This is a genomic window from Achromobacter seleniivolatilans (assembly GCF_030864005.1).
Taxonomy (GTDB): domain Bacteria; phylum Pseudomonadota; class Gammaproteobacteria; order Burkholderiales; family Burkholderiaceae_B; genus Achromobacter; species Achromobacter seleniivolatilans.
Map to the genome: position 1 here is coordinate 5,058,865 of NZ_CP132976.1, position 17,432 is coordinate 5,076,296.

Below are 17,432 nucleotides of genomic sequence, written 5' to 3' on the forward strand. Positions count from 1 at the left end.
TCCGGCTCTATCATGCGCATCGTTCTGGTTACGGATGCCTGGCATCCGCAAGTCAATGGCGTCGTCCGCACCTGGACGACCATGCAGCAGATTCTTGGTGAATGGGGCCACGAGCTGATCGTGGTGAACCCGCAGGGCAGCCGGACCATTCCGGCGCCTTCCGAACCCGATCTGCGTCTTTGCCTGCAACCGGGCCGGCAATTGCGCCGCATCCTCGGCGATACCGTGCCTGACGCTTTGCACATCGCCACGGAAGGCCCCCTGGGCCTGGCGGCGCGCAGAATGGCTTTGGCGCGAGGGTGGCGTTTCACCACATCGTTTCACACCATGTTTCCCGATTATTTACAGGCGCGCATGGGCATTCCGGCCGCCTTGCCGTGGCGCTATCTGCGCTGGTTTCACAAGCCGTCGCAACGCGTGCTGGTGCCCACGCCGACAGTGCGCGACATTCTGGTGCGCCGGGGCCTGGTCAACCTGCAAGTCTGGTCCCGCGGTGTCGACCCCCGCAAGTTTCAGCCTGGCACCAGTCAGGCGTTTCAGGATCTGCGCCGTCCCGTTTTTCTAAGCGTGGGCCGGGTGGCGCGCGAGAAAAACCTGGACGCCTTTCTGTCGTTGGATCTGCCAGGCACCAAGGTCGTCGTCGGCGCCGGGCCGGATGAGGCACGGTTGAAGAAACGTTTTCCCGACGCGGTGTATCTGGGCATGCAGCAAGATGACGCGCTCCCGGGGCTGTACGCCGCCGCGGATGTATTCGTGTTTCCCAGCCTGACCGACACATTCGGCCTCGTCATGCTTGAAGCCATGGCATGTGGCACGCCGGTAGCCGCGTTTCGCAGCGAGGCGCCGCTGGCGGTCGTGACCCCGGGCGTCACGGGCTGTCTGGACGACGATCTGGCCCATGCCTGCCGGGCTGCGCTGCCGCTGGACCGCCACGCGGTGCGCGCGCACGCGCTGACCCGCAGCTGGGATTCGGTGGCCAGCGATCTGCTCAATGCCCTGGTGCCGCTGGTGCCGGACGCGTCATCCCGCCCGTCGCTTGCTCAGGCTGGTTGATCTGGAACGAATTTTTCAGGGACGGATTTCCTCGCGGCACGTCAAACCGGTACAATCTCCGGCAATCCTGAGGAGCGTTGCGACGACCTTGCGGTTCCCGTCAGCGGATTCAGACCTCGGTCTTTCTCCAATCTGACTCGCGGAACCCGGTTCGCCAGGCTCAGGAATCCTTGTTCAAGCGTTGCGCACTGCGCGACGCTACAGCAACGGCGCTCACCTTTGTCGCATATGGCGGGAAAGGCGAGCACTCGACTGTCGTGGTGTATTCGCGTTGTCCGGCCATATCGTGCGCCGTTCGATATTCACGTGGAGCCTACACACCATGAACGCTGTGACTGATAAATCCTTCTCCGACTACCTGGTTGCCGATATGTCGCTGGCCGGCTGGGGCCGCCGCGAACTCGCAATCGCTGAAACCGAAATGCCTGGCCTGATGGCCATCCGCGAAGAGTTCGCCGCTACGCAGCCGCTCAAGGGCGCGCGCATCGCGGGCAGCCTGCACATGACCATTCAAACCGGCGTGCTGATCGAAACGCTGGTGGCCCTGGGCGCTGAAGTGCGCTGGGCGTCGTGCAACATCTTCTCGACCCAAGACCACGCCGCTGCCGCCATTGCCGCGTCGGGCACGCCGGTCTTCGCCGTCAAGGGCGAAACGCTGGAAGAGTACTGGCAGTACACCCACAAGATTTTCGAGTGGAACAACGGCGAAAACGCCAACATGATCCTGGACGATGGCGGCGACGCCACGTTGATGCTGCACCTGGGCACCAAGGCCGAGAAGGACCTGTCGGTTCTGGCCAACCCGGGCAGCGACGAAGAGCGCATCCTGTTTGCCGCCATCAAAGAAACGCTCAAGCGTGATCCGAAGTGGTACTCGACCCGCCTGGCGCTCATCAAAGGCGTGACGGAAGAAACCACGACCGGCGTGCATCGCCTGTACCAGATGTCGCAAAAGGGCGAGCTGGCGTTTGCCGCCATCAACGTCAACGACTCGGTCACCAAGTCCAAGTTCGACAACCTGTACGGCTGCCGTGAATCGCTGGTGGACGGCATCAAGCGCGCCACCGACGTCATGATCGCCGGCAAGATCGCGGTTGTGGCCGGTTACGGCGACGTGGGCAAGGGTTGCGCCCAAGCCTTGGTCGCCCTGCGCGCCCAAGTCTGGGTTACTGAAATCGACCCGATCTGCGCCCTGCAAGCCGCCATGGAAGGCTTCAAGGTCGTGACGATGGAAGAAGCCGCCGCTCATGGCGACATCTTCGTCACCGCCACCGGCAACTACCAGGTCATCACGCGCGCCCACATGGACGCCATGAAGGACCAGGCCATCGTCTGCAACATCGGTCACTTCGACAATGAAATCGACGTCGCCGGTCTGGCCAACTGCAAGTGGGAAGAGATCAAGCCGCAAGTCGACCACGTGATCTTCCCGGACGGCAAGCGCATCATCCTGCTGGCCCAAGGCCGCCTCGTGAACCTGGGTTGCGCCACTGGCCACCCGTCGTTCGTGATGTCGTCGTCGTTCGCCAACCAGACGATCGCCCAGATCGAACTGTTCACGCGCAACGAAGCCTACAAGTCCGGCGAAGTCTACGTGCTGCCCAAGCACCTGGACGAAAAGGTTGCCCGCCTGCATCTGAAGAAGTTGGGTGTGAAGCTGACGACGCTGCGTCCTGATCAGGCCGACTACATCAGCGTGCCGGTGGATGGCCCCTACAAGCCCAACCACTACCGTTATTGATCGGTTGAAAGCACAATAGGAAGGTGCCGCGCCATGTTGGCGCGGGCTTTCCGAGCCGCGGGCTCACCCGGATCGCCTGTCGATTACGGGTCCGCGGCGCGCTAAAACAGGAGTTCGAACATGGTGACATTGATACTCGTCTGGATCCTGAACGCGGTGGCCCTGTTGGCTGTTGCCTACCTGTTGCCCGGCATTACCGTAGCCAGTTTTGGATCCGCGCTCATCGCTGCGCTGGTGCTGGGTCTGGTGAATATGCTGGTCAAACCGGTACTGGTGCTGCTGACGCTGCCCATCACGATCGTCACCCTTGGGCTCTTTCTTATCGTCATCAACGCCTTGTTGTTCTGGTTCGTCGGCTCCGTGCTGAAGGGCTTCCAGGTCAACGGGTTCTGGTGGGCCGTGGGCGGTGCCATTTTGTATAGCATCATCTCTGGTCTGCTTACCAAACTGATTCCCTAATGTCTGACTCGACTTCCCCCGCTTTCAGTCTGGAATTCTTTCCCCCGCGCGATCTGGCCGGCCAAGAACGGCTGGTTCGCGCTGCCAAGCAGATGCTGGCGATCCAACCCAAGTACGTCAGCGTGACTTTCGGCGCGGGGGGTTCCACGCGCGCCGGCACGGCGGATGCCGTGCGCACGCTGCGCAACCTGGGTTGCGATGCGGCGCCACACTTGTCGTGCGTGGGCGCCACGCGCCAGGATCTGCGGGACATTCTTCAGACCTACAAGAACGAGGGCGTGCGCCGTGTGGTTGCACTGCGCGGCGACCTGCCTTCGGGCATGGGCGGCGACGCGGGCGAACTGCGCTACGCCAACGAACTGGTGTCGTTCATTCGCGAGGAAACGGGCGATTGGTTCCACATTGAAGTGGCGGCCTATCCCGAAATGCACCCCCAGGCCGCGAGCCCTACGGCTGACCTGGAGCATTTCGTGACCAAGGTGAACGCAGGCGCCGATGCCGCGATCACGCAGTACTTCTTCAACGCCGATTCCTATTTCGACTTTGTCGATCGGGCGCAGGCCAAGGGAGTGCGCGTGCCGATCGTGCCGGGCATCATGCCCATCACGAATCACACGCAATTGCTGCGTTTTTCGGAAATGTGCGGCGCGGAAGTGCCGCGTTGGATTCGTCTGCGTCTGGCTGAGTTTGGCGACGACAAGGCCTCCATTCGCGCGTTCGGCGTGGATGTCGTGACCGAGCTGTGCCAGACGCTGCTGGACAATGGCGCGCCGGGCTTGCACTTCTATAGCTTGAACCACGCGGAAGCGCCGCTGGCGGTCTGGAAGGAGCTGGCGCTGTAAATCAGCGCTTGCTGCAACGTAAAAAGCCGGCGCTTGCCGGCTTTTTTACGTCTGTGGCGAGTAATCAATCCGCGTATACGCCCACCTTGCGGATGATGCCGCCCCACTTGTCCACTTCCGATTGCAGCCAGGTCTGCAGGCCTTCAGGGCTCTGCTTGGATTCAGGCACGATCTCGGCCCCCAGTTCCGCCATCTTTTGCGTAAAGACCGGGTCCTTCAACGCCGCGCGCAGCGCCGTGTTGAACTTGGCGATGGCCTCGGGCGGGGTGCCCTTGGGCGCGTACACACCGTGCCAAACCTTCACTTCAAAGCCCTTCAATCCGCCTTCCTGCAAGGTGGGCGCATCGGGCAAAGTCTTGATGCGATCCAGCGTAGTCACGCCAAACAGTTTCACGCGTTCCGCCTTGATCTGCGGAATGGTCTGGGTGGTTTGATCGCACAGCACGTCGACCTGGCCGCCCAGCAGCGCCGTCATTGCGGGCGCTGTACCGGCATAGGGAATGGTGGTGAACTGCACGCCCAACGACTCTTGCAGCAACATGCCGCATAGCTGCGATACCGCGCCCAGGCCGGCGTTGGCCAGATTGACCTTGTTGCCGTTCTCTTTCGCGTACTTGATGAAACCCGCCATGCCGTCGGCAGGCAGATCCTTGCGGCCCAACAGCGTCATGGGCACATCCGCCACCTGCCCCACATAGGCAAAGTCCGTCAGCGGATTGAACGACAGCTTGCGGTACAGCGCCGGGGCCGTTGCCATGCCGTTGTGGTGGATCAGGAAGGTATAGCCATCTGGCGTGGCGCGCGCGACGTGCTGGGATGCCAGCGTGCCGCCCGCGCCGGTGCGGTTTTCGATGATGACGCTTTGCCCCAGTGTCTTGGCCATGGACGCGCCCAGGCTACGCGCCACAACGTCCGTAGGGCCGCCCGCGGCAAAGGGCACGACCAGCGAGATGGGGTGATTGGGGTAGGCATTCTGCGCGCTGGCCGATCCCCAGGCCAGGCAGGACAGGGCCAGCAGCGGCCAGCCGGCACGCGGCATCGCGCGTCCAAAAAAATGGGACATGTCTCGCTCCTCGTGGTTTTCTCATGGTCCGGGCATAGCAAATGCGACGGGCGTGGGCCAGTGTGGCGCGTTCACACCCAGATGAGAATTCGCCGTTTCACAAGCCAGCGTTCGGCCAGCGGAAAGGAGGGTTTACGCGAGATGCAGAAACACGAAAGCCCGCAGCAACTGATTGCGCGGGCCTCGGGAGGTGGGCATCTGACTGGCACCTTAGTTCGGCTGATCCTTGCCCGGATCTTCTGCCAGCACCTGCGGTGCAGGATAGCTGGGGTGCGGCGCGTTCACCGGTTCGACTCGCAGCGGCTGATGCACGCGGCTGGTCGGGACCAGCGAGCCGGGGTCTTCGGGATTGGTCCACAACGGGTCCGGGATTTCAGCAAATACCTGGCGCAGGCGTTCGCCCCAGGAGCTGCGGATCATGCGGAAGTACTCGTTGTGTTCATCGATGCTGGCAAAGTGCGTGACGCGCAGCGCATTCGTGTCGTAGACCAGCAGATCCAGCGGCAAGCCCACCGAGATATTCGAGCGCAGCGTGGAATCCATTGAAATCAGTGCGCACTTGGCGGCTTCGTCCAGCGACGTGTCGGGGCGCAACACGCGGTCCAGGATGGGCTTGCCATACTTGGCTTCACCAATCTGAAAGTAGGGGCATTCCGCGCCAGCCTCAATGAAGTTGCCGGCCGAATACACCTGGAACAGCCGGCATTGTTCGGCGCCGATCTGGCCTCCGAAAATCATGTTCACGTTGAAGTCCACCCCTTGCTCGTGCAGGGCAGGGGCTTCGCGGCGATAGACCTCACGTACCGCCGCGCCGACGCAGCGGGTGGCCTCAAACAGGTCTGGCGCATTCCAGATGGTGTCACCGCCTTCGTCGTGCTGGCGAGCCAGCGCATGCAGAACGGCTTGGCTGACAGCAAGGTTCCCGGACGTCATCAGAACCATGACGCGTTCACCCGGCCGCTCGAAAACGGTCATCTTGCGAAAGACGCTGATCTGGTCAACACCGGCATTGGTGCGGGAGTCGGACAGGAAAACCAGGCCGGAGTCGAGGCGGGCTGCTACGCAGTAGGTCATGATCGAAAAAAAGGAAAAACCACGCCGCATTGTATTGCGGCGCGGGCGAGCGGGTGTTACTGCTGGCCGGACGTATTGACCTGCACGCTGATTTCCATGGATTCCTCGCCGCCGCCGGTGCGCACGCCGCGCACAGGTGAGGCCGAGTCATAGTCCCGCGCCACGGCCAGCCGGCAGTGGCTATCGGACGCAAATTGCCGGTTGGTGATGTCCACGCTGGTCCAGCCGATGTCGGGCAGCCACACGTCGGCCCAGGCGTGGCTGGCCGAGTGTTCGGTGGTGGTGTGCAGATACCCGCTGACATAGCGGGCGGGGACGCCCAGGCCGCGCACGCAGGCCAGGAAGAGATGGGCGTGATCCTGGCAGACTCCATGGCCCATGGCCAGCACCTGATTGGCGGCAGTGGTGACGTCGGTCGTGCCAGGCTCGTACGCGACCCGGTCGCTGATCGCGTTGGCGAGCGCAAGGATATCGTCTGGCGTAGTCAGTCCGTCAGGCAGTATGCCCCGTACGAAGGCACGAATCGTGTCGTCGGCCTGGGTCAGGGGCGTTTGCACGCAATACGCATGCACCGGCAGGCGGCTGTCTTCGCTGCCCAGCACGCCCCGCGTAAGTGGCGCCACCTGCACCTGCCCGGCAACGCGCAGCTCGATTTCGGTGTGCGGGTGGTTCAACGTCAGCGTGTGGGTGATGTTGCCGTAAGCATCCACCTGCTTTTCCAGAGCGCCGGGCGCTTCGATATGCCAGCGCAACACGCGCTGGTGTTCGTCGTCGCGCGGCGTCAGACGCAAGGTCTGGATGCTGTAGGTAACCGGCGCCGTATAGCGGTAATGCGTGACGTGCGTGATGATCTGCTTCATTGCTGTCTCCGTGTTATGCCGACAGCGGAACCAGGAAGTCCTGGCTGATCCGGTTGCCCAGGTCGTTGATGCGGTCCAGGAAATGATCCAGGTATTGATGCAGCCCGCTATCCAGGATGTCCTCGACGCGGCCGTATTGCAGTTCGGCGCACAGCATGCCCGCGCGCCGCTCGGTTTCAGTCGAACGTTGATTGGACACGCGCGCCAGATCGTCGGCTACGGCTCGAACGGATGCCAGCAGTGAACGCGGCATGTCACCGTGCAGGATCAGCAGTTCCGCCACGCGGTCAGGCGTGATCACGTCGCGGTACACCTTGCGGTAGATCTCAAGGCCAGACACCGAACTCAATAGCGCCGACCAGCGGTAGAACTCGCTTTGCAACGCGGCCGAGCCGGCGGCTTCTGCGCGTCCTTCGTGATTGCCATTGCTGCCGCGTTCGTGAAATTTCACATCCAGCATGCGGGCCGTGCTGTCAGCGCGTTCCAGATGCATGCCGATGCGCAGGAAGTACAGCGCCTCGTCTTCCAGCATGGTGCCGATGGTGACGCCGCGGGCCAGATGCGAACGGAATTTCACCCATTCAAAGAATTCGCCCGGATTGCGTTCGAGCAAGCCGGTGTGCAAGTGCTTGAGCAGTTCGAGCCAGGTGGTGTTGTAGGTTTCCCAGACTTCTGTCGTCAGGCTGCCGCGCACGGCCCGCGCGTTTTCACGGGCGGCGCGCATGCAGGAATAGATGGACGACGGGTTTTCGGGGTCGCGCACCATGTACTGCAAGACGTCGCTCGGTGAGATGGCGGAGTATTTGCTTTGGTACAGGCCTTGCAGTTCGGAAATGCGCAGCACGCCCAGCCACGAGCCCTCACGCGTTTCCGGGTCCTGCGGCAGCAGCGACATTTGCAGGTTCACGTCCAGCATGCGCGCGGTGTTCTCGGCGCGCTCGGTATAACGGCACATCCAGAACAGATTGTCGGCGGTACGGCTCAGCATGTTCAGTCCTCCAGAACCCAGGTGTCTTTGGTGCCGCCGCCTTGGCTGCTGTTGACGACCAGCGAGCCTTCGGTCAGCGCCACGCGGCACAAGCCCCCAGGCACCGTGCGTATGTCCTTGCCGCACAGCACGTAGGGGCGCAGGTCTACATGGCGCGGCGCCACGCCCGATTCCACATAGGTCGGGATGGTGGACAGGGCCAGCGTTGGTTGCGCGATGTAGTTGGCGGGGTTGGCGCGCACGCGGTCTTTGAACGCATCGACTTCGGCGCGGGTGGATGACGGGCCCACCAGCATGCCGTAACCGCCTGCGCCATGGACTTCTTTGACGACCAGGTCATGCATATTGGCCAACACGTGGGACAGCTCATCGGGCCGTCCGCAACGCCACGTTGGCACGTTCGACAGAATGGGTTCTTCGCTGAGATAGAACCGGATCATGTCCGGCACGTACAGGTACGTGGACTTGTCGTCCGCGATGCCCGTGCCGATGGCATTGGCCAGGGTGACGCGGCCAGCGCGGTAGACAGACAGCAGGCCGGGCACGCCCAGCGCCGAATCCGCGCGGAATGACAGCGGGTCCAGAAAGTCGTCGTCCAGGCGGCGGTAGATCACATCCACCTTGCGTGGCCCTTGCGTGGTGCGCATGTAGACCGTGTTCTGCTCTACGAACAGATCCTGCCCCTCGACCAGCTCTACCCCCATTTGCTGGGCCAGAAAAGCGTGTTCGAAGTAGGCCGAGTTATACATGCCGGGCGTCAGCACCACCACCGTGGGATCGTCGCCGCCGTGCGGCGCGACTTCGCGCAGATTGTCCAGCAGCAGATCGGGATAGTGCGCCACGGGCTCGACCTTGATGCGGCTGAACGCATCCGGCATCAGCCGCATCGACATCTTGCGGTTCTCAAGCATGTAGGACACGCCCGAAGGCACGCGCAGATTGTCTTCCAGCACGTAGAACTCGCCCGCGCCGGCGCGCACGATATCCACGCCTGCGATGTGGCAGTAGATGTCTTCGGCCACGTCCACGTCTTGCATCTCAGGGCGGTATTGCGCGTTCAGAAACACCTGCTCGGCAGGCACGATGCCAGCGCGCACGATGTCATGCCCGTGATAGATGTCGTGAATGAACATGTTCAGCGCGCGCACGCGCTGCTTTAAGCCGGCTTCCAGGTGGCGCCATTCGTCAGCGGGAATGATCCGGGGGATCAGGTCGAAGGGGATCAGGCGCTCGGTGCCCGCGGCGTCGCCAGCAACCGAGAACGTAATGCCGACCCTGCGAAAACTCAGGTCCGCTTCCAGTCGGCGCACAGCCATGGCCTCGGCCGACTGCTCCTCGTGCCAACGTTCGAAGGCTTGGTACTGGGAGCGTATGCCGCTGGCGCCGTGGCGCATTTCGTCATAGGCGGCTGGACGGGGTGGTCTGTCCTTCATGGCTCCTCCGATGCAGGTGCTTGCGGCCGGCTTTGCAGGACGGCGGGTTCGCACACGTCATTAGCCGGCCGATGCGTGGCCGGTCCGAATAGATAAGCAACCCGCGTGCCAGCTTTTCCGGGCAGCGGGTAGCCCTGGGCACAATATCCTCCCAAGGGCGCAGAAACGCCATCCCCGCAGCGGGCTACGCGTGGCGGTTGACGAGTCACAACAGGCGGCGGGCGTGAGGTAAACAGCCGGGGCCGGCGGAATTAAGGCGGGCTGGCTCGCAGAGGGGGCCAGTAGTAAGACGGGGTGGCTCGCAGAGCGGGGCCGGTATTTAGACGGGCTGATCCACAGAGCGCGGGCCAGTTGTGGGGGAGGCAGCCGGGCGAGTCCGGCGCTGATATCGCACGGCTGCGAACTCGCGCCGCGTTTTAGGGCAGAAGTGTTCGGGTGTCTTGAACCCGGGGGGCATATCGCGGCCTGGAAATCCGCGCGGGGTCTGCGCTGGGTTCTGTTACGGAAGCCGCTCAGGAGAAAAAACGCGGGGGATGGGACATCCCCGAGCCGGCCATGTTACAGAACGCACCGTTTTGGTGCAAGCTGGCGGGGCAAACTGGTGCGTCAGTTCATCCGGAACGAGTGCAACGTTGTCCCGTTCGTGCCGCCTTGCTCAAGCGGAGCGTGCGGCACCCAGCCATCTTGCGTCAATATCGCGTCCAGCTGGAAGTCGTGCTCGGCGGGCTGGTAATCGTGATCCAGTTCGCCGCAGCTCCAGGCAATGCCAATGGTGACGAACGAATGGCCGCGTTCACGCAGCGCGGCAAGCGTGCGGTCGTAATAGCCGCCGCCATAGCCCAGCCGGTCGCCTTGCTCCGTGTAACCCAGGGTCGGCACCAGCACCACGTCTGGCAGCAGCTCGGGGCCGGCAACAGGTTCCTGAATGCCATACGGCCCGGCGCGCAGTTCGGCTTCGGGCGTCCACGGCAGGAAAACCAGGGGGGCATTGCGCTCGCGCACCACGGGCAGCGCCACGTTGACGCCAGCCTCGACCCATTGCGACAGCAGCGGGCGCAGGTCAGGTTCGTCCTCCATGGGCCAGAATGCCGCCACGGTGGCGGGCGCCGGGCGTCCGGCGCGGGCAGCCTCGTCGCGTGCCACATTCAGCCAGGTGAATAGTCTTGCACGCATCAGCAAACCGCCGCGGCTGCGCTGGTCTTCCGGCAATTCGGCACGCATTTGCCGCAATCGCGTGCGGTGCTGGACTGCGGTATCCTCTGGAGTATTTTGCGTAGTCATGCAGTGGCTGTGATGGGGGTGGAAAATGAAGGCGAACAGACAGGTCGCGGCCATGCAAGTATCTTGCATGCGGGCGTACGGCAAGGCCGGTGTATGACGGTGTATGAGGGACGTGGCATGACACAGACTCTGCAATCCGGACGGTATCAGAAATCGGGGCGGAAATCCGCGCTGCAATCCGAACACCCCGCCGCCGCCTCAGACACCCGCTCGGGCTTGCGACGCTGGCTGCCCCTCTTGGCCTTGTTCACCGCCGCCTGTGCGCCGGTTGACGCCCAGCAACGCAGCGCTGCGGTCAATGCGCAGCCCCAACCCGCGGTTCAGACCGCGCAACCTATCATCTCGGTGCCTCCAGCCGTTTTGGCTGGCCTGCCGCCCACCACTGACACCCCCGCGCTGGCCGCAGTCGTCGCCGCGCGTGAAGCCATGAACCGCAAGCAGTGGTCCGTGCTGGGAGCACTGGTGCCGCAAGCCAAGTCAGATACCCTGGGCATGTACCCGGAGTATTGGCTGTTGCGTTATCAGCTCTGGAGCCCGCCCGCCACCGGCCGTCCCAACGCCGATCTGCAAAAGTTCATCAGCGGCAACGCCGACGCCTATCTGGCTGACCGGCTGCGCGGCGATTGGCTGCTGGCTGCCGCGCGCAGCGGCGACTTCGAAACCGTCCGCAAATTGGCGCCGGTCAAGAACAGCAATGCCCAGATTGAATGCGCCATTCTTAACGCCAAACACATGACCGGCCAGCGTGCCACAGCCGAGCAGGCTACGGCCGTGTTCGCGCCGGGCGGTTCCTGCTGGGCGCTGTACGACCAATTGGTGGCGGACAACATCCTGGGCTGGGATCAGCTGGAACCGCAACTGCGCGACGCCATCGAGGCCAACAAGACGACAGACGCGCGCAAGTTCGTTCAGTACATGTTCGAGGCGCGCGATCTGAAGACCTACGACGCCCTCATGAAGGACCCCATGAAGTGGCTGACGCGGCAAGACCGCATGCCCGTGGGCCGCAACGAAAAAGAACTGGTGACCATCGCGCTGGCGCGCCTGGCGCGTTCCGACATCAGCGTCGCCGATTCCTACCTGCGCCGCGAATGGGCCAAGTCCATGGCCAAGTCGAACCTGGCCTGGGTGCGCGGCCAGTACGCATTGGTCGCCGCGTTGAACCTGGACAGCCGCGCCGACGATTGGTACCACGAAGCTGGCCATATCCGCATGACGGATTACAACGCGGGCTGGAAGGTGCGTGCCGCCTTGCGTCAGCCCAAGATCGACTGGAAATGGGTCATGGAATCCATTGACGATATGCCGGCCGCGCAACGCGCCGACACATCGTGGGTCTATTGGAAGGCGCGCGGCCTGGCCGCCACGGGCCGTAAGGACCAGGCCAACGCCCTGTACGCCGGTATTGCCGACCGCTTCGACTTCTACGGCCAACTGTCTGCCGAAGAACTGGGCCGGCGCATCAATGTGCCGCCCCGTCCGGCGCCCATCAGCGACCGCGAAATCGCCGAAGCCCGCGCCAACCCTGGCCTGCAACGCGCGGTGCAGTTGTTCCGCCTGGGCTGGCGCGCTGAAGCCGTGCCCGAATGGAACTACACCTTGCGCGGCATGAGCGACCGGCAACTGATTGCCGCCGCCGAACTGGCGCGCGCCGAAAATATCTACGACCGCGTGGTCAACACGTCTGACCGCACGGAAAAGGAATTCGACTTCAGCCAGCGCTTCATCGCACCCTTTGAAGGCCGCGTCACCGCCAAGGCCAACGCCATCGCGCTGGACCCGGCCTGGGTCTATGGCCTGATCCGGCAGGAATCCCGCTTCATCATGGATGCGCGTTCACACGTGGGCGCGTCTGGCCTGATGCAACTGATGCCAGCCACCGCCAAGTGGGTCGCGGGCAAGATCGGCATGAGCAACTTCACGCCCGACAGCGTCAACGATTTCGATACCAACACCGAATTGGGCACCAACTATCTGAACATGGTGCTGCGCGATTTGAACGGTTCGCAGATGCTTGCCAGCGCGGGCTACAACGCGGGCCCGCGCCGCCCGCATAACTGGCGCTCGACGTTCACGCATCCCGTTGAAGGCGCGATCTTTGCCGAGACCATCCCGTTCAATGAAACGCGCACTTACGTGAAAAACGTGATGTCCAACTCGGTGTATTACGCGGCAATGTTCAGCGGCCAGTCCCAGTCCCTGAAGGAACGCCTGGGTAATATCGTGCCGCTGGGCGCCGAGACCACCGCAATCCCATGACGCAGGACGCAGCAACCGACGGCTTGCAGGTCTTCATTGTGGGCGGAGCGGTGCGCGATGCGCTGCTCGGCCTGCCCCCTGGCGATCACGATTGGGTGGTCGTGGGCGCTACTCCTGAAGACATGAGCCGCCGTGGCTTTATTCCCGTGGGCGGCGACTTTCCGGTGTTTCTGCATCCGCGCACCAAAGAGGAATACGCGCTGGCGCGTACCGAGCGCAAGTCTGGGCGCGGCTACAAAGGTTTTACCTTCTACACCGGCGCCGATGTGACGCTGGAGGAAGACTTGCGCCGCCGCGATCTCACCGTCAATGCCATCGCCCGTAAACCGGATGGTGGACTGGTTGATCCGCTGGGTGGTGAAGCCGATGTGCGCGCCCGCATCTTCCGGCACGTGGGCGACGCCTTTGAAGAAGATCCTGTGCGGATTCTGCGATTGGGCCGTTTCGCGGCGCGATTCGCGGATTTCTCCGTGGCGCCCGAAACCCTGGCGCTGTGCCGCCGCATGGTGGAAGCGGGCGAGGCCGACGCCTTGGTGGCCGAACGCGTCTGGAAGGAATTGTCGCGCGGTCTGATGGCGCAGAAGCCTTCGCGCATGTTGAACATTTTGAATGAATCGGGCGCTCTGGCCCGCGTGATGCCTGAGCTGCAAGGCGTGGACGAGGTCAGCGCTGACGTGGATCGGGCGGCTGACGTATCGCTGTCCTTGCCGGGCCGCTATGCCTTGCTTTGCCGCCTTACGCCCGAACGCGAGGCCCTGGGCCGCCGCATGCGCGTGCCCAGCGAATGCAATGATTATGCGCGCCTGCTGCCGGAGGTTCTGGCGGGGCTGGACGCTTCGCAGCAGGGGGCAGATCCCATTGACGCGCAACTGGCGCTGATGGAACGCGCCGATGCCTTGCGCAAGCCCGAGCGTTTTTTTGATCTGCTGAAGACGGCGTCGCTGTTGAAACCGGTTGATAGCGCTGCCTGGCAGGCGCGGGTGGATGCGGTGCGTGGCGTGGATGCTGGCGCGATTGCCAAAGCCTGCGCGGGCGACCCCGGTCGCATCAAAGACAGCGTGCGCCAAGCCCGGCTGGATCGGCTGCGGGCTGGCTGAGCCGGGCGGTTCTGCGTTACAGCTTGCCCAGCCGGTCGCCGCGTGAAAATCCCATCAATGGTTCGGTGATGCCGCGGCCAACGGCCAGCACCTTGAACAGCTCGCCCATCTCTGCTTCGGACAGCAACTTCTGCACCGGAGCCACCGCTTGCGCATATTGCTGCGCATCGGACGGATTCAGTTGCGCCAGCAAATCCATCAGGCCCGCATTCATCAGAAAGCGTGCTTGCGAGGTGTAACCCAGTACTTGCAGGCCCGCATCCAGCGCCGCATCGGCCATGGCAGTGAAATCCACGTGCGCCGTAATGTCCTGCAAGCCCGGTGCGGTGAACGGATCGCCATGCGCGTGGTGCTGCAAATGGCACATCAGCGTGCCGCCCGCGCGTTGCGGATGGTAGTACTCGTTGCGCGGAAAACCATAGTCCACGAGCAGGGCCGCACCACGTTCCAGCCAGCTGCCCATGGCGGAAATCCAGGCTTCGCCTTGCAGATTGATTTCCGAGACATACCCCGCCAAACCCGGCATACGGGCGGACACAGCGGCCGAAAGCGCGGCCGGGGCGGGGCGATCGTCCCAGATGAAACCTTGGTCTGCATCCAGCGCCACACCGCGTTCCAACACCGTGCCGTCCTCGTTCCATCGGAAGATTGACACGGGCATCGCATCGAGTACCTCGTTGGCCAGCACGCAGCCTGCAAATGCGTTGGGCAGAGCATCCAGCCACTGCACCCGGCTGCCAAATGGCGCCAAGCGTTCCGTCTGACGCGTGCGCAAATCGGCGGAAACTTCCAGAATGAAATATTGGGTTTGTTCCAGTCCCAACGCATCCAGCTCGCGCAACACGCCCTCGGCCAGCGCGCCTGTGCCTGCGCCGAACTCCAGCACGGCTTGTGTTTGTGTCTGGCGCAATATCTGCGCTGCCTGACGCGCCAGCGTGCGCGCAAACAGCGGCGTCAATTGCGGCGCGGTGACAAAGTCGCCCGCGGGCGTCTTCGCGTCATCATTCGCGTCTGCCAGCTTGATCGTGCCGGCGGCGTAATAGCCCAGGCCGGGCGCATACAGCGCTTCTGCCATCCAATGGTCGAAAGGCAGCCAACCGCCGTTGGCGGTGATTGCTTTCTGCAGATGCCGCGCGGCGGCATCGCTATGTTCCTGAGCGGCGGCGGAAAGAGGGGGCAGATTGGCGGGAGCGGGGCGTTGCATGGTGGGATCAGGCGTGAGCAAAAAGACATTTTCCCAAAAAACAAACCCCGCGACAGGCGCGGGGTTTGTTTGGGGTCAAGCTGGCGGATTAGCCGCGGCGATCAGCCGGCTTGGCGAAGCGCTTGGCGGGGCCGCCGGGGCGCTTGTCAAACGTGGGCTTGCCACGGAAACCGCCTTCAGGACGGCCGCCTTCACGGGCGGGACGGTCGCCAAAGCTGGGACGATCGCTAAAGCCTGCGGCCGGACGGGCGTCACGGTCACCGCCGCGGAAACCGCCTTCACGGGGAGCGCGTTCGCTGAACGGACGGGCATCGCGCTGGGGACGATCACCAAAGCTGGGACGGTCGCCGCCGAAGCTGGGGCGTGCATCACGGTCACCGCCGCGGAAGCCGCCTTCACGGGGAGGACGGTCGCCGAAGGGACGATTGCCTTGATAGCCGCCTTCGCGCTGGGGACGATCACCGAAGCTGGGACGATCGCCAAACGAACGCTGGGGGCGGTCGCCGAACGGACGGTTGCCTTGGTAACCACCTTCACGCGGCTTGAACTCGCCACGGGGAGCGCCGCCTTCACGCGGGCCGCCGAACGAACGGCCTTCACGCGAACCGGCATCGCGGTTGCCTTGGTAGCCGCCGCCTTCATGACGCGAACCACCGAAACCACCAGGACGCTTGCCGAAAGGCTTGCCGCCACGCGGGGCGCCGCTGCCACCAGCCGACGGACGCGGGGTGCGCTTGGGTTCCAGACCGGCAATCACTTCAGGCGTAATCGATTGGCCGATGTAGTGCTCGATACGGCGAACCTTGTGACGCTCGGAGTGCGTAGCCAGCGTGAAAGCCAGGCCACTGCGGCCGGCGCGGCCGGTACGGCCGATACGGTGCACGTAGTCTTCGGCTTGCATCGGCAGGTCGAAGTTGACGGCGTGGCTGATGCCTTGCACGTCGATGCCGCGGGCGGCCACGTCGGTGGCAACCAGAATACGCAGCTGACCGCGTTGCAGTTGCGACAGCGTACGGGTGCGTTGGCGCTGGTTCATGTCGCCGTGCAGGGCAGCGGCAGCAAAACCTTGGTCAGCCAGACGGTCGGCCAGGTCATCGGCGCCGCGCTTGGTCGACGTGAAGACAATAGCTTGGTCCAGCTTGGCATCGCGCAGCACGTGATCCAGCAACTGCATCTTGTGGCTGGCGTCGTCTGCGTACAGCAGGCTTTGCGTAATGTTGGTGTGCTTTTCTTTGGCGCCGGCCAGTTCGATACGTTGCGGGTCGCGCATCATGCGGCCAGCCAGCTTGGCGATCGTGCCGTCCAGCGTGGCCGAGAACAGCAGCGTTTGGCGGTCTTCCGGCAGGCGGCTGACGATGGTTTCGATATCTTCGATGAAGCCCATGTCCAGCATGCGGTCGGCTTCGTCCAGCACCAGCGTGTGCACGGTGTTCAGCTTGACGCGGCCCGATTGCAGGTGATCGATCAGGCGGCCGGGGGTGGCAACCAGCACGTCAACGCGGCGCGACAGCGCCTTCAGTTGGGCGCCGTAAGGCATGCCGCCGACGACGGTGGCCGTACGCAGGTCAGCCAGCTTGCGGCCGTACATATCGGTCGCTTCGGTAACTTGCACAGCCAGTTCGCGAGTCGGGGTCAGAACCAGCACTTGCACGCCGACGCCCTTGTTGGCGGGCATCTGGGCAATGCGATGCAGGGCCGGCAGCATGAAGGCTGCGGTCTTGCCGCTACCTGTTTGCGCGGACACCATCAGGTCGTGACCAGCCAGCGCTTGCGGAATGGCAGCAGCTTGAACGGGGGTGGGGGTGGTGAAGCCAGCTTCTTGGATGGCCGTCAACAGAGCGGGTGCAAGACCCAGGTTTTCAAAAGACATTACTTTCCCTTGCCGCAATCAATGCGACGCAGTGCTTGGTCGGGCCAGGGGATTAGGCGGCCGGATCCAGGCGACGGTTGATGGAGCATCGTGCCGACCGAATCAACCGTGCGCATGGCGCGTTCTCTTGTACAGACTGGAACGCAGGGCGAAAGGAAAGGAGGTCAGGAATCGATGATAGTTCGGCATGGGGCCCAGGCTAAGGTTG

14 protein-coding genes and 1 riboswitch are annotated in these 17,432 nt (G+C 63.3%); of the genes, 6 read left to right on the plus strand and 8 right to left on the minus strand.

Going from position 1 to position 17,432, the window contains the following annotated elements; all coding sequences use genetic code 11:
• Window positions 1-12: 12 nt before the first annotated feature.
• The 4 genes from RAS12_RS22875 (at window position 13) to metF (ending at window position 4,095) form a co-directional block, all read left to right on the plus strand.
• Entirely contained in the window at window positions 13-1,053 is a 1,041-nt protein-coding gene (locus tag RAS12_RS22875; protein WP_306941699.1) for a glycosyltransferase family 4 protein, read from the plus strand.
• Window positions 1,054-1,116: 63 nt separating this feature from the next.
• Window positions 1,117-1,275: riboswitch (S-adenosyl-L-homocysteine riboswitch) on the plus strand.
• Between the two features lie 100 nt (window positions 1,276-1,375).
• Complete coding sequence (ahcY, locus tag RAS12_RS22880; protein WP_306941700.1) at window positions 1,376-2,794, plus strand: adenosylhomocysteinase; 1,419 nt, start codon at window positions 1,376-1,378, stop codon at window positions 2,792-2,794.
• Between the two features lie 123 nt (window positions 2,795-2,917).
• Window positions 2,918-3,253: a phage holin family protein gene (locus RAS12_RS22885; protein WP_056327402.1), complete on the plus strand. Its 336-nt coding sequence runs from the start codon at window positions 2,918-2,920 to the stop codon at window positions 3,251-3,253.
• Window positions 3,253-4,095 carry a methylenetetrahydrofolate reductase [NAD(P)H] gene (gene metF, locus RAS12_RS22890; protein WP_306941702.1) on the plus strand — a complete coding sequence of 281 codons (843 nt, stop codon included), beginning with the start codon at window positions 3,253-3,255 and terminating at the stop codon, window positions 4,093-4,095. Before RAS12_RS22885 ends, metF begins: the two co-directional genes overlap by 1 nt.
• 64 nt (window positions 4,096-4,159) lie before the next feature.
• Here the strand turns inward: metF and RAS12_RS22895 are convergent, their stop codons facing one another.
• The 6 genes from RAS12_RS22895 to RAS12_RS22920 form a co-directional block, all read right to left on the minus strand.
• Window positions 4,160-5,158: a tripartite tricarboxylate transporter substrate-binding protein gene (locus RAS12_RS22895; RefSeq protein WP_306941705.1), complete on the minus strand. Its 999-nt coding sequence runs from the start codon at window positions 5,156-5,158 to the stop codon at window positions 4,160-4,162.
• Between the two features lie 210 nt (window positions 5,159-5,368).
• Window positions 5,369-6,232 carry a proteasome-type protease gene (locus tag RAS12_RS22900; protein WP_306941706.1) on the minus strand — a complete coding sequence of 288 codons (864 nt, stop codon included), beginning with the start codon at window positions 6,230-6,232 and terminating at the stop codon, window positions 5,369-5,371.
• Between the two features lie 56 nt (window positions 6,233-6,288).
• Complete coding sequence (locus tag RAS12_RS22905; protein WP_306941708.1) at window positions 6,289-7,092, minus strand: transglutaminase family protein; 804 nt, start codon at window positions 7,090-7,092, stop codon at window positions 6,289-6,291.
• A 13-nt stretch (window positions 7,093-7,105) separates the two neighbouring features.
• Entirely contained in the window at window positions 7,106-8,080 is a 975-nt protein-coding gene (locus RAS12_RS22910) for an alpha-E domain-containing protein (RefSeq protein WP_306941710.1), read from the minus strand.
• Window positions 8,081-8,082: 2 nt separating this feature from the next.
• Window positions 8,083-9,513, minus strand: a complete 1,431-nt coding sequence (locus RAS12_RS22915) for a circularly permuted type 2 ATP-grasp protein (protein ID WP_306941712.1) — start codon at window positions 9,511-9,513, stop codon at window positions 8,083-8,085.
• 606 nt (window positions 9,514-10,119) lie between these two features.
• Window positions 10,120-10,794: a 5-formyltetrahydrofolate cyclo-ligase gene (locus tag RAS12_RS22920; protein ID WP_306941714.1), complete on the minus strand. Its 675-nt coding sequence runs from the start codon at window positions 10,792-10,794 to the stop codon at window positions 10,120-10,122.
• A gap of 117 nt (window positions 10,795-10,911) precedes the next feature.
• Between RAS12_RS22920 and RAS12_RS22925 the strand changes: the two genes are divergently transcribed.
• Both RAS12_RS22925 and RAS12_RS22930 read left to right on the plus strand, forming a co-directional pair.
• Complete coding sequence (locus RAS12_RS22925; protein WP_306941717.1) at window positions 10,912-13,053, plus strand: lytic transglycosylase domain-containing protein; 2,142 nt, start codon at window positions 10,912-10,914, stop codon at window positions 13,051-13,053.
• Window positions 13,050-14,150, plus strand: coding sequence for a tRNA nucleotidyltransferase/poly(A) polymerase-related protein (locus RAS12_RS22930; protein ID WP_306941719.1), 1,101 nt, complete (start codon window positions 13,050-13,052; stop codon window positions 14,148-14,150). The genes RAS12_RS22925 and RAS12_RS22930 overlap by 4 nt, the downstream gene beginning before the upstream one ends.
• Window positions 14,151-14,166: 16 nt before the next feature.
• Here RAS12_RS22930 and RAS12_RS22935 read toward each other — a convergent pair whose 3' ends face one another.
• Window positions 14,167-15,354: a class I SAM-dependent methyltransferase gene (locus RAS12_RS22935; RefSeq protein ID WP_306941721.1), complete on the minus strand. Its 1,188-nt coding sequence runs from the start codon at window positions 15,352-15,354 to the stop codon at window positions 14,167-14,169.
• An 88-nt stretch (window positions 15,355-15,442) separates the two neighbouring features.
• Window positions 15,443-17,224: a DEAD/DEAH box helicase gene (locus tag RAS12_RS22940; protein ID WP_306941722.1), complete on the minus strand. Its 1,782-nt coding sequence runs from the start codon at window positions 17,222-17,224 to the stop codon at window positions 15,443-15,445.
• Between the last annotated feature and the right edge of the window lie 208 nt (window positions 17,225-17,432).